Source organism: Veillonella sp. AF36-20BH (assembly GCF_003602765.1).
Taxonomy (GTDB): Bacteria; Bacillota; Negativicutes; order Veillonellales; family Veillonellaceae; genus Veillonella; species Veillonella hominis.
This window is the reverse complement of record NZ_QTLR01000006.1, coordinates 23,817-37,870: the sequence shown is the minus strand read 5'-3', so window position 1 is coordinate 37,870 and position 14,054 is coordinate 23,817. Positions and strand designations below refer to the sequence as shown.

At 40.4% G+C, this 14,054-nt stretch carries 10 protein-coding genes; 8 read left to right on the top strand and 2 right to left on the bottom strand.

The annotated features are described in order from the left end of the window. Nucleotides 1–39: 39 nt before the first annotated feature. Nucleotides 40–2,874 (top strand): isoleucine--tRNA ligase, encoded by a 2,835-nt coding sequence (gene ileS / locus DW000_RS07425; RefSeq protein ID WP_120055822.1) that lies wholly within the window; start codon nucleotides 40–42, stop codon nucleotides 2,872–2,874. A gap of 81 nt (nucleotides 2,875–2,955) precedes the next feature. On the opposite strand, the gene DW000_RS07420 is transcribed toward ileS, so the two are convergent. Then, nucleotides 2,956–5,328, bottom strand: a complete 2,373-nt coding sequence (locus DW000_RS07420; RefSeq protein WP_120055820.1) for a tetratricopeptide repeat protein — start codon at nucleotides 5,326–5,328, stop codon at nucleotides 2,956–2,958. Between the two features lie 311 nt (nucleotides 5,329–5,639). Further along, nucleotides 5,640–6,422, bottom strand: coding sequence for a basic amino acid ABC transporter substrate-binding protein (locus DW000_RS07415; protein WP_120055818.1), 783 nt, complete (start codon nucleotides 6,420–6,422; stop codon nucleotides 5,640–5,642). 173 nt (nucleotides 6,423–6,595) lie between these two features. On the opposite strand from DW000_RS07415, the gene DW000_RS07410 reads away from it, so the two are divergent. The 7 genes from DW000_RS07410 (at nucleotide 6,596) to DW000_RS07380 (ending at nucleotide 13,844) form a co-directional block, all read left to right on the top strand. After that, the gene (locus DW000_RS07410) at nucleotides 6,596–7,777 is read left to right on the top strand and encodes an amidohydrolase (RefSeq protein ID WP_120055816.1); all 1,182 of its coding nucleotides are present in this window, start codon (nucleotides 6,596–6,598) and stop codon (nucleotides 7,775–7,777) included. A gap of 29 nt (nucleotides 7,778–7,806) precedes the next feature. After that, nucleotides 7,807–8,958, top strand: a complete 1,152-nt coding sequence (locus tag DW000_RS07405; protein ID WP_120055814.1) for an HAD hydrolase family protein — start codon at nucleotides 7,807–7,809, stop codon at nucleotides 8,956–8,958. Between the two features lie 155 nt (nucleotides 8,959–9,113). Beyond that, entirely contained in the window at nucleotides 9,114–9,311 is a 198-nt protein-coding gene (locus DW000_RS07400) for a 4Fe-4S binding protein (RefSeq protein ID WP_120055812.1), read from the top strand. A gap of 261 nt (nucleotides 9,312–9,572) precedes the next feature. Further along, nucleotides 9,573–11,108 (top strand): glutamine-hydrolyzing GMP synthase, encoded by a 1,536-nt coding sequence (gene guaA / locus DW000_RS07395; protein ID WP_120055810.1) that lies wholly within the window; start codon nucleotides 9,573–9,575, stop codon nucleotides 11,106–11,108. Between the two features lie 179 nt (nucleotides 11,109–11,287). Next, the gene (locus DW000_RS07390; protein WP_120055808.1) at nucleotides 11,288–12,280 is read left to right on the top strand and encodes a DNA cytosine methyltransferase; all 993 of its coding nucleotides are present in this window, start codon (nucleotides 11,288–11,290) and stop codon (nucleotides 12,278–12,280) included. Between the two features lie 41 nt (nucleotides 12,281–12,321). Next, nucleotides 12,322–13,407, top strand: coding sequence for an HpaII family restriction endonuclease (locus DW000_RS07385; RefSeq protein WP_120055806.1), 1,086 nt, complete (start codon nucleotides 12,322–12,324; stop codon nucleotides 13,405–13,407). Next, on the top strand, nucleotides 13,407–13,844 hold the full coding sequence (locus DW000_RS07380) for a very short patch repair endonuclease (protein ID WP_120055804.1): 438 nt from the start codon (nucleotides 13,407–13,409) through the stop codon (nucleotides 13,842–13,844). The genes DW000_RS07385 and DW000_RS07380 overlap by 1 nt, the downstream gene beginning before the upstream one ends. The last annotated feature ends 210 nt before the right edge of the window (nucleotides 13,845–14,054 follow it).

Genomic DNA, 14,054 nt, shown 5'->3' with positions numbered 1-14,054 from the left:
TCGGGGGCGGGCGATTTTTTTATGTAAAAGGAGCACATTATGGATTACGGTAAGACGTTACATTTGCCTGAAACAGAATTCCCGATGCGCGGCAATTTGCCGAAACGGGAACCGGAAATTTTAAAGTTCTGGGAAGATAACAAGATTTATCAAAAACGTTTGGAATTGCGTAAAGACGCAAAGCCATTCATTTTGCATGATGGTCCTCCATATGCGAACGGTAAATTGCATATCGGTCATGCCCTCAACAAAACGTTGAAGGATATCATCATGAAATACAAGACTATGACTGGTCATTATACTCGCTACATTCCTGGTTGGGATACACACGGTTTGCCAATCGAGCATGCGGTTATTAAAAACACTGGTCTTAACCGTCATGAAATGGCTCCATTGGACTTGCGCAATAAATGTAAGGAATATGCATTGGAGTGCGTAGAAACACAAAAACAAGATTTCATTCGTTTTGGTGTATTAGGCGAATGGGACCGTCCGTATTTGACATTGCGTCCTGAGTTCGAAGTTAAACAACTTGGCATCTTCGGCGAAATGGCAAAACGCAGCCATATCTATAAAGGTCTTAAAACTGTATACTGGTGTACGCACTGCGAAACTGCATTGGCAGAAGCAGAAATCGAATATGCTGAGAAAAAATCTTTCTCCATCTACGTAAAATTCCCTTACGTATCCGAGAAAAAGGTTACATTGCCAGCTGGCGTAGATCCAAAACAAGCATACTCTGTAATTTGGACAACTACTCCTTGGACAATGCCTGCCAACGTAGCTATTTCCGTTAACCCTGAGCTTGAATATGGCTGGGTAAAAGTAGGCGACGAATACTACTTGATGGCTACTGAACTTGTTGATGCAGCTATGAAAGATATTGGTATCGAAGACTACGAAATCGTAAACCGCTTCTCTGGGGCAGACTTAGAATTGGCGGAATTCAAACATCCATTCGTAGAACGTACATCTACTGTATTATGCGGCGACCATGTAACACTTGAAGCCGGTACTGGTTGCGTACATACAGCTCCTGCACACGGTGAAGACGACTTTAACATCGTTATGCGTTATAACAAGGAAGGTAAAACTGAGCTTCCTATCGTATCCCTTGTTAATGAAACTGGTAACTATACCAAACAAGTAGACGACAATCGTTATGGCGATACTGAATTCCCATTGGCTGGCGTGGAAATTCACGATGCAGAGGTGCCTGTAATCAAAATCTTGGCGCACAATAATGCATTGCTTCACAAATCTAGCTTGCGTCACCAATACGCTCACTGCTGGCGTTGTAAAAATCCTGTTATCTACCGCGCTACAGAACAATGGTTTTCCTCTGTAGATGGGTACCGTCAACAAGCGCTTGATGCGATTGACAACCAAGTGCAATGGATTCCTAAATGGGGCCATGACCGCATCTTCAACATGGTACGCGACCGTGGTGACTGGGTAATTTCTCGTCAACGTATTTGGGGCGTGCCAATTCCTATTTACTATTGTGAAAGCTGTGGCGAGCACATCATCAACGATGATACTATCAAAGCATTACAAGAAAAAGTAGCCGTAGAAGGCTCCGATGCTTGGTGGGCTCATAGCGCTAAGGAATTATTACCAGAAGGTTTCAAATGCCCTCATTGCGGTCATGATGAGTTCAAAAAAGAAACAGACATCATGGACGTATGGTTCGACTCTGGTTCCTCTTGGGCTGGCGTACTCGAAGTTAATGATCTTGACGTACCATGTGCTATGTACCTTGAAGGTTCTGACCAACATCGCGGTTGGTTTAACTCTTCCTTGTTGACTGCAGTAGCTACAACTGGTAAAGCACCATACAACTCCGTATTGACTCACGGCTTCGTAGTGGACGGCGAAGGTCGCAAAATGTCTAAATCTGTAGGTAATACAGTGGCTCCAAGCGACATCATCGATGTATACGGTGCCGATGTAATGCGTTTGTGGGTATCTTCTGCGGATTACCAAGCAGACGTACGTTTGTCCAAAGACATCGTAAAACAATTATCCGAAGTATATCGTAAGATCCGTAATACATTCCGCTTCTTGCTTGGTAACTTGGATGACTTCAATCCAAACACTGACAAAGTAGCTTATGCAGATATGTCCGAATTCGATAAATGGGCATTATTGCGCTTAGAAGAAGTACGTCAAAAGGTTACTGATGCGTACGAAAACTATGAATTCCACATGTTATACCATGCAATTCATAACTTCTGCACCGTAGACTTGAGCTCCATCTATCTTGATGTAATGAAAGATACTATGTATGCTGAAAGCAAAAATAACGTAGCTCGTCGTTCTGCTCAAACAGCGATGTATGAAATCTTGAAAACATTGGTAGCTATGGTATCTCCAGTGCTTTCCTTTACAGCAGAAGAAGTTTGGAAATACATGCCTAAAGAAGAGGGTATGCGCGAATCCGTTATGCTTCAAGATTGGCCACAAGGTCATCCAGAACACTTCAATCAAGAATTGGCTGACAAATGGAACCAATTGTTAGACTTGCGTACATCCGTACAAAAAGCTTTGGAACTTGCGCGTCAAGACAAAACAATTGGTCATCCATTGGATGCATCCGTTACGGTATACGCTGAAGGCGCTGCATTTGATGCATTGAATGCCCTTGGTGAAGAAGGTTTGGCTAAACTCGTTATCGTATCCGAAGCTCACATCGTGAACGGCGCTGCACCGGCAGAAGCTGTAAAAGACGAAGAAACTGGCGTTGCCACAGTTGTTGTTGCCTCTGGTCTCGAAAAATGTGAACGCTGCTGGATCCACCGCAATACAGTAGGTCAAGATAGTGCACATCCTACACTTTGTGCACGCTGTGCCGATGTTGTAAAAACATTATAATAAAAAAAGACCATCCTCTGAACATCGCTTCCAAAAATTGGACACAATTTTTGGATTGCAGTTCACTGGGGATGGTCTTTTTTATGTTTGTAAATCCTTTGGTACTGTTAACTGTTTCCAATTATCTAGTTCAGGGATTTCCAAGGTATTTATTGTTTTTTGAATCCAATAGTTTAAGGACACCTCGTTCCCCACATATTGTTCAAATAAGTAGGTCTTACCAGGTGTGTCTTGTTGGTTTCCATCGTCATCGATGGTATGACGGGCGGACTCTTTCAGATAGAGCTGCACTCTAAATGGGGTCGATTGCTTGCCTTTAAAAATGAAATAGGATGGGCCCACAAAGTCATGAGTACGAATATTAATTTGTTCGTACTTTTTCTCTTTTAATCCTTGCAAGGTAGCCTGAATCATAGCGTTTGCATCATCGTATTCCTCTAGCAAAAACGGCTGTTGATCCACATCGAGCACGTAATGCCAGGTTGGCTTTTCTTCGTTCTTTTCGATAGTCCAATTATCTTCGAGGCTAGGCAATTGATGATTATCGTAAAGCTCTTTCAATAGGTTTATGGTATTTTCTTTGTCGTAAATGGACTTGTAGATAATTTCATGTCCTTCTGATGGATCATAACCATGTAGCCTTATTTGATAGTGATCTCGTAGCATCCGTTTTACATCGACCTTAAAGATATTGCGCAATGTATCTGGGACGGATAGGAAATGATTGTAAAAGCTGAGCTTCATTTCTTCTTGTGACTCTAAGGCGGTTTCAATGGTTTGCCAGTCGTACAAGGTTGTATCCCATAGGAAGTCGTCCATGGTTACAGATAAGCGGGCCGCATTTTGAGGCCTGTTGGTAGGCGCAGGGCGCACCGTAGTAGTTGACTCGGCAATACCTTCTTTGTATTGCCAATGACCATCGACCTCTTCAAAGGCTGCTAAGCGTTCTTCTGCTTCGTCATCGATAGGAATATCTTTTAGCTCCGGATCTAAATTGGCTTTATGAGATAAGATATATTGATGGGATTGCTCGTAATAGGATACGGCTTGATCTAAATCTGGTTTGCCAGTTACATAGCCTTTTTCGTAGGCATAACCTAAAGCAACACGTGTTAAAGCGCGTGTAATATCATAGAACAGAACGCGATTCTCCTCTTCAAAGACTCGTTGTTCCTCGTCTAAGACACGTAGTAATGATTGCACACCAAAGCGTATATTTTTCGTTACCCCTAAACCGTGGATTCGCATGTATCCGATATAGGGCAAGGCGAATATGAAGCGATCTTTTGTAGCCGCCATATGTGTTAAATCTGCAATGAGACCCCAGTCAAGAGGCAGGTGGCCTATGTGAAAGATATAGCCAAAGGCTGCCTGTAAGGCGGTGTACCCTGCATCACTAAACTGTTTCGTTGCCGCACGGCGGTAGAGACCGATAGCCTTTACCGGATCGTAGGGAATCGTAGAACGTAACGCTTTAGCATCATAGAAATGATAGTAATAATCCGCTAATTCTGCGATACTTTCAGATTGACCTAAGGCGGCACCTTTAGTGAACCATGTGAAAGCATCCTCGAATTTACCATTTTCATGGCAGTCGAGGCCTGTATATAACATCATGGCAGGGTTGCCAAGTTCGGCCGCAGTCCTAGCGACACGGCGCGCATTGCTGAAATCGGCTTCATCGATATAGATATTGCGCAAGTTCCCTTGGAACATAGCAAGACCGTTGTCGAGGGCCTTGTTAAACCACTCTTTCGCAAGGTTAGATGCATTTTCTTGTAATGTTTCATCTGGCACAGTGCCTTGCAAAGCGGCGATGCGATCCTGCACAGAGTTTGCTGTAAGGCTTCTTTGAATGCGTTTAGTCCAACTCATAGGCGGAGGTGTTAGCATAGTCTCAGCGGAGCTGATGCGATTATCATCACGCCAGAAAAAGACATTGCCTATAACATATTGGCAATAGGCATCGCCTTGGTTTGCGTAATCATAGACAATGCGAAATGCTTCGTCGAAGGAAATTTGCATATCCTTCTCTACGGTAGGCGTAATGGAGCCTTTAATGCGCAAAGCTTGTAATGTGCCGATAGGGCTACAGCGGCGAATGCTATCATGCAAGCACTGATAGGTGCGCATATTATCCTCTGGAAAGTTAGACTCTTCCCAGGTAAAGCGAGGCCCTGCATAAACGCGTGCCAAGAGTGCATAGGCGTCACCTAGCTCTCGAGCCTCTGGGTCATTGGCTATCTTGAGAGCGTCCTCTTTAGTGTCTATATCACTTTCAAGAAGGCTTGTCTTGTCGTTTCGTAAGGCTCTATCTTTTAGTTGACTTGGATTTTGCTGATTATTGACGATGAGCTCCAATTGACGTAAGCCTTCTTGAGCCATTTTTTGATTATAGGATGTAAAAATCATGTGGAAGACCTTTTGCAGGCGTTCCGTAAAGTACTGTGCCATTAGTCCTCCTTTTATACATGTATACAGTAAATACATATTTATTATATAACGAACGCGAGGTACCGTAAAAGAGGCAATACTAGTATATTAGTATGTTCTCCATTGATATCATACTGCTATCAGTCACCTGTTTTCACAATATACTAACCTATTTCTAATTTATATCTATGCATAATACAGAGTCTTCAGCATGTATTGGATTCAAATGATAAAAAAATCCCCTCTGAAGAAAATCTGCTGTCACAAATTTTATGTGATGTCTGCAATCTTTCAGAGGGGTTATTATGTATCCTAGTTCTTAGGAATACATATTATTTTTTGTTGTAATCGCCGAACCATTTGTCGTAGATTTTTTGGTAAGTGCCATCTTCTTTAAGTTCTTTAAGAGCTTTGTTAACAGCTTCTTGTAAAGCTTTGTTGCCTTTTTTCACGCCAAGCACTGTGCCAGGGGATTGTGTAGGTTCGCCTACGAGTTTAAGGTCTTGATCAGCACCTTGTTTGAGGTAGTACATAGCAACTGCATTATCGATGATAGCACCGTCGATTGTACCAGCTTTCAATTCCATGAAGATATTAGCATTAGAATCGATTTGTTTTACTGTTGTACCAGGAATTTTTTGAGCCATTTCAACCGGGATTGTACCGATTTGAGCGCCTACAGTTTTACCTGCTAATTCATCCATGTTGTGGATTGTTGTGTTGTCTTTACGAACAACTGTGATGAAACCGCCTTGGTCGAAGTATACATCGGAGAAGTCCAATGCTTTTTCACGTTCTGGAGTAGCGTTAATACCTGCAGCAATCATGTCGATATCACCAGATTGAACAGCTGGAATCAAAGCATCGAAGCCCATGGATTTGAATTCCATTTTTAAACCAAGTTTTTTAGCAATTGCTTCGGACAAATCAACGTCGAAACCAACGTATTTGTCGCCTTCAGTGAATTCGAATGGTGGGAATGTAGTTTCAGAACCTACACGCAATACACCTTCTTGTTGTGTCATTTTAGGTTTGTCGTTGCCACAACCAGCTAATAAACCCATTGCTGCTACCGCTACGAGGGCGATGGCTGTCAATTTTTTGAACTTAAACATAGTATCCTCCTCAAACATCCATATACATGGTTTATACATTTCTGTTTATATTGTACGGAATTTTACACCAATAGGCAATAACATTGTATAATTAAGAGTAAACGAGTTTTTTATTCTTTATTGTAGAGTATTATAATCCTTTACAATAATGTGGTTATATACATGGAGGCAATATGTCCCTTACAACTACTTTTGCTGATCTTTGTAAAAGCTTCGCACCTGATGCGTTTGCCATTAATTACACATTAGCCAAGAATCCTGAGATTTCTAGTCAGGAGTTTGAGTCCGTCAAAACCATAGGCGCTGTTCTCGAAAAATATGGCATGGCTGTAACCTATGAATTCTGTAATTTGCCAACAGCCTTCAAGGCGTCTGCTGTGAAAGTAGACAATCCAAAAGGTCGTTTGGCGATCCTCTGTGAATATGATGCATTACCAGAGGTGGGCCATGCGTGCGGTCACTCCGCTAGCGGCTCTATGAGTGTGTTAGCTGCATTAACACTACATAAAATGCAAGAAGAGGGCGTAGCTTTCAACATGGACATCGATATTATCGGCACACCAGACGAAGAAGCGATGGGTTGCAAGGTAGACATGTGCAACGCAGGGGTGTTTAAAGAATACGATTTTGCCATCATGGTCCACCTTGACGGCGAGGAAACGCGTCCTAACTCTCAATTCTTGGCACTCGACTGCTTCCGTGCTAAGTACCACGGTAAGCCAGCCCATGCGGCTGGTGAGCCTTGGAATGGCGTCAATGCGGTAAATGGTGTGCAACTTGCCATCCATGCTATGGATATGATGCGCCAACAAGTGCGCCCTGAAACGCGTATCGGCACGTGGATCATTGCGGGAGGTACCGCATCTAATGTGATTCCTGCCTTTGGTGAATTAGAGGTTACCGTGCGTCATACGGAGCGTGAGTATTTGAATGGTTTATCCGAGCAAATCAAAAAAATCTTTGAAGGGGCGGCCCTTTGTACAGGTACAACTGTGGATGTAGAGTTTTATGGCAATCCTTATGATGATATGAACCAAAACAATCGTGGCACAGCGCTTATCGAAGAGGTAATGGCCGACATGGGCCTCGATTTTGAGCCCGGCCCAGCAGCGCTTGGAGGTAGCTCAGATATTGGCAATGTAAGCTATCAATGTGCGGCATTCCATCCTAAATTGCGCCTTGCTGGCGAGCCGAAGGTGTGTCATTCTAAAGAATTTGCTGCTGCCATGTTAGAGCCTACCATTGAACAAACCATTATCGACGGTGCAAACATCATTGGTGGCACAGTATTGCGATTGGTAGAAAATCCAGCAATCTTAGAAGAAATCGTAGCCGAATTTAATAATTCTAAATAGAAGGAATAGAAGAAATAGAAGGAGGATGTATGGCCTCGACTGAAACATTAGAAATAAAAAATTATATAGGCCTCACTGGGGATAAGCCCATTCAATTCATCGCATCCGATGTAGATGGTACCTTGGTAAACGATGCAAAGGCGATTCCTGAGGATGCTATTGAGGCGATTCGTATCGCTCGTGAAAGTGGCATCCGCGTAGCCATTGCTTCTGGCCGTGCTTGGAATGAGATGAATGATGTCATCGAAAAACTGCCGTGCTTGCGCTATTTCATGTGCACCAATGGTGCTTATGTAATGGATAAGGACGAAAATCGCAGTCTATTCCACGTAAGTTTTGATAAAGAACAAGCACTACATTTGCTGCGCAAACTATTAACCTATGGCGTCTATGTAGAGGCCTATGTGAAAGATCAAATCTTTGGCATGTATCCTCCGTCTAGATGTATTACACCTGAACGCTTAGGAGTATGTGCTAGCGAATGCAATGAGGAAGATAAAAAGACTGTACATGGCATACTAGATAATCATCTGCCTATTACAAAAAATCAGATTTCTGGTACAGCGGACACTCGTCTGCCAGGAGCAACGTACGATCACTATGCATTGGCGGAAGGCAACGAAGCAGCAAAGGTAAAGATGTCTGAATGTGAAATAGAGCAATCTAATTTCTTCTTTAGATCCAATATTCGTCCATTTATCTTGGCTACGCGGACAATGGTATGTGATCTACTAGCCCATATGGAATCCTTAGACGAAGGGCCTGAGAAGATTCAAATCTTTTACGGTGATGAACCGATGCGTCAACGTATCTTGCAAGACTTGCGCGATGAATACCAAGGTTTATCCCACGACGGTACGGGTCGTGAACGCTTCTATGATGTGCTGCTCTCTAGTGAAGGCAATTTAGAATTCGTCTTGCCCCATACTACAAAAGGCACAGCCGTAGAAGCGTTGGCAAAACATTGGGGCTTAAGTCCTGACGAGGTAATGACACTAGGGGATAGTGAAAACGACCTATCTATGTTACGCTTTGCGGGCGCTGGTGTGGCCATGGGTAATAGCAAGCCGAACATTAAAGAAGCGGCACGATACGAAACGACAGACAATAACCACCAAGGCGTGGCAAAGGCCATCTATTCGGCTATTGCGTATAATAGTGAAGTAAATAAGAAAAAATAATTATAATAGCTGTTGTTGTATTGAAATATTATGAATATATTTTTGAGCTAGCGTGATGTTTGTGATCTTATATATTTAAAATATGAATCCTACTACTTAAAAATAGATAATATTAAGTTTGGCACAGATAAACAGTACATAGGAGGTGATGTATAATGGGAAATCTAAAGTTTAATATCGATGATACTTGCGTTAAGTGCGGTGCTTGTGCTGAGGATTGTCCTGTTCAATGCATCACCGAAGGTAAGACTCGATTTAACATCGGAAAAGGCTGTATCAGTTGTGGCGATTGCTATTCCATCTGTCCCGTGGGGGCCGTAAAAATGTATAAACGAGAGGCTCCTAAAAAGTGATAGTTAGAAATCTTTCGATATTGTTAGTAAATTGACTTACATACGGAAGGCTCTAAAAGAGTAATAACTAGAAATCCGAACATTAAAGATTTATTTATAATCTACATACGGAATATATGGAGTCGTTATACTTCCTATGGTATAATAAACTGTAATGAAAAATTAGCGTTTGGCTCGGAAAAACGCGCCCCCAGTACAGACATGTATGGGCATAAAAAATAGTGAATATACTTTCACAAATAGATGCATATGGAGGAAGGCATGGAAAACAAGGAATTTGTAATTGTTGTTGACTTTGGTGGTCAATATAATCAATTGATCGCGCGCCGTGTTCGTGAAAATCACGTATACTGCGAAGTATATCCATACAACAAAGCGCTGGAAAAAATTAAGGAATTGAAACCGCAAGGTATCATCTTCACAGGCGGTCCTAACAGCGTGTATGAAGAAAACTCTCCAAAAATTGAGAAAGAGATTTTTGAACTTGGTATTCCTATTCTTGGCATGTGCTATGGTATGCAATTTATGGCGCATACATTGGGTGGCGAAGTTAAATCTGCGGACAACCGTGAATTCGGTAAAACACCTACTAAAGTGGACACTACATCTCCATTGTTCAAAGGCTTGGAAGAAGACCAAGTTGTTTGGATGTCTCATGTTGACTATGTAGCAAAGGTTCCTGAAGGCTTTGAAATCGTAGCACATACGAAGGATTGCCCTGTTGCATCTATGCAAAATACAGAACGTAAATTATATGCTATGCAATACCATGCAGAAGTGTTGCACACGGAACATGGTAAAGAAATGCTTCACAACTTCTTGTACGAAGTATGTGGTTTTACAGGCACATGGACAATGGCAAACTATGCAAAATCTGCTATTGAAGACATCCGCAAAACCGTTGGTAATGGCAAAGTATTATTGGCATTGTCTGGCGGTGTGGATAGCTCCGTTGCGGCAGCTCTTATCTCTAAAGCTGTTGGCGACCAATTGACTTGTATCTTCGTTGACCATGGTTTAATGCGTAAAAACGAAGGCGACGAAGTGGAAGCAGCTTTCAAAGATTCCGGTATGCATTTTATCCGTGTCGATGCAGAAAAACGTTTCTTAGATAAATTGGCCGGTCTTGAAGATCCTGAAGCAAAGCGTAAAGCTATTGGTGAAGAATTTATCCGCGTATTTGAAGACGAAGGCCGTAAAATCGGTTCCGTTGACTTCTTAGCGCAAGGTACAATCTACCCTGACGTTATCGAGTCAGGTACTGGTGAAGCGGAAGTTATCAAATCTCACCACAATGTAGGCGGCTTGCCTGCAGTTGTAGACTTCAAAGGCCTTATCGAACCATTGCGTAACCTCTTCAAAGACGAAGTGCGTGAACTTGGTTCTGAATTAGGTTTGGCCGATTATCTCGTATGGCGTCAACCATTCCCAGGTCCTGGTCTTGCAATCCGCGTAATGGGTGAAATCACGAAAGACAAACTTGATATCTTACGTGATGCGGACTATATCTTCCGTGATGAAATTGCAAAAGCCGGTCTTGATCGCAGCATCAACCAATACTTTGCAGTATTAACATCTACACGTACTGTAGGCGTTATGGGGGATTTCCGTACATACGACTACACATTGGCATTGCGTGGCGTAACAACAACAGACTTCATGACTGCTGACTGGGCGCGCATCCCTTACGATGTATTGGACACAATCTCCCGTCGTATCGTAAACGAAGTACAACATATTAACCGTATCGTGTACGATATTACATCTAAACCACCTGCTACCATTGAGTGGGAGTGATAGTTTTGAGCCTTCTGTTACTTTTGTAATGGAAGGCTTTTAAGTTTATAATATATTAGTATAAATAAGTTAATAAATGATATTTTATGAGGTTCGGATAGAAACTTTATTTTAAAAGGAAATTCCTGAAATCATAATAGAATATTAATTATATCGTTATATAAGAAAGAGGATAAGAAATGTATAAAGCTATTGATCTATTTGCCGGGATCGGTGGAATACGATTAGGTTTTGATCAGGCATTTCAGAATGAGATAAAAACTGTTTTTGTCAGTGAATGGGATGACAAGGCGGTGGAAACATATAGAGCAAACTTTAACAGTAATGTAAATATAGTCGGAGACATTACGACAGTTGATGAAAAAAATATTCCTGAACATGATATATTATTGGCCGGATTCCCTTGCCAGGCGTTTTCTCTTGCCGGGCGGAAAAAAGGATTTGAAGATGCTAGAGGCACTTTATTTTTTGATGTTGCGAGAATTGTAAAATATCATAAACCTAAAGTTGTTTTTTGTGAAAATGTAAAAAATCTTGTCAATCATGATCGAGGTCGCACATTCAAAATTATTAAAAATATATTGGAAGAATTGGGGTATCGAGTTTTTTATAAGGTCTTGAACAGTAAAGATTTCGGTGTTCCGCAGAATCGAGAAAGAATTTATATAGTTGCATTTAGAACTGATATAGCACCTTTATCTTTTAGCTTTCCGGATTCAAGTGGAACGTCAACCTTTATAAAGGATATAATTGAAGAGCATGAGGTTTCTTCTAAGTATTATTTATCAACAACATATTTGGAATCATTGAGACGACATAAAGAAAGACATATGTCAAAAGGAAACGGATTCGGCTATGAAATCAGAGATAATGACTCTGTCGCAGGCGCGATTGTTTGCGGAGGTATGGGACGGGAAAGAAATCTTATAGTTGATAATCGTTTGACGGACTTTAAGCCTGTAACACATATAAAAGGAGAGGTAAATAAAGAATTTATTCGTAAAATGACACCTCGTGAATGGGCAAGACTACAGGGATTTCCTGATAAATTTAAGTTTGTTGTCGCTGATACTCATTTATATAAACAGTTTGGGAACTCCGTAACGGTTCCTGTAATCAAAGCAATAGCGGAAAAGATAAAGGGACATCTTGAAAAATTGAAGAAAGTATAAAGCCGAGTATAGTTATAGTAAGGTTTATTTCGGAGGTAAATATGCTAAAAGGGAATAAAGGGGAATGGTCTGAAATCTATGTGTTATTGAGGCTTTTAGCGGATGGGAAGATATATGCGGCTGATAGTGAGTTAAATAAATTGGAGGATATATTTTTCCCCATTATCAAGATAATAAGAGAAGAAGTTACGGGAGAAGTGAAAGAATATTTTCCAGGAAGAAGTATATCGATATATTTTAATGGGGAAAAAATAAAAGAACTTCCTTTTGAATGCTTTGATAGTGAAGCACAGGCATTATTATCTGTAATAAAGGATCGCAGCACAACTGGAGCGTTTTCTGCTGAAAGGACAGAAACTTTTATGAATAAGATTCTTTGTTATAGACTTAGCGCTCCTGCAATGGATAAAAGTGATATAACAATGGAGTTGATGGATATACATACAGGGTATCGTCCGAAAGTGGGGTTTTCTATCAAATCTGAATTGGGATCTTTGCCGACACTTTTGAATGCCGGGAAAACTACAAATTTTATTTATAAAGTTAAACATAATTATCCTAATATGCTTAGAGAGGCAAATACGATTTATAGAGTATCAGGAGGTAGAAATCATACAGATGTCAGGGGACGCATTGCTAAAATTATAGAAGAAAATGGAACCTTGGAATATTATGATATGAATAATCAAATCTTTAAGGATAATTTAGTGCTTATAGATACCAGTATGGATAAAATTGTGGCGGCGACGCTGCTGTATTTTTATAAAGATGGTATAAGTGATTGTGAGGCGATGGTTAATCGTTTAGAACAAGATAACCCTATGAGCTATGGTAATGTTAATGCATATAGATATAAATTTAAAAAGTTTCTGACTGCTGTTGCACTCGGTATGAAACCAGCGACAGTCTGGAACGGTTTGGATGAAGCTACAGGCGGATATATTATTGTAACAAGAAGCGGAGATGTTTTAGCATATCATATTTATAATAGAAATTATTTTGAAGAATATTTATTGAAAAATACAAAATATGAGACTGCATCTACCTCAAGACATGCGTTTGGAGATGTTTACACAGATAGTGGGGAAGATTTTATACAATTGAATTTGCAGGTGAGGTTTAAATAATGAAAAGACGTAAGCCGATGAACAGAAGTGAAAATATGGCCAGGGTTAAAAGTAAGAATACAAAACCTGAAATATTTTTAAGAAAACTTTTGTGGCATAAAGGCTTTCGCTATCGATTGAATTATAAAAAGTTACCTGGAAGTCCTGATATTTATTTATCAAAATATAAGACTGCCATATTTGTTAACGGTTGTTTTTGGCACATGCATGAGAATTGTAAATCTTCATCTATCCCTATAAATAATCATGATTTTTGGAAAGAAAAGCTAGAGAGAAATGTCGAAAGAGATAAGAAGAATTATAAGGATCTTAAAGCTATGGGGATAAAAGTTGTTGTTATATGGGAATGTGAAATTAAGAAAATGGTTAAAGATGAAAAATTTTTAGAGGACTTTCTGCATTTAAAATTGAATGAATTCCTGTATACAGATAAGTAAATATAATCGTTTTTTATTTAAAGTAATACACTTCTATTTATAATTCTGATTTATTGTAGTCTATTTATTGCGAGTGCAGGGCAGTAAAGGATAGGAGAGCGTGAATACTAAGGTTTTTTTATAGGTATTGTAACTTATAAGCTTTTATGTGTGTAATCTGTTAGTTTTAATTAGTGTTAGTGTTGTAGTTATATTAAAAGGAATTAGAAA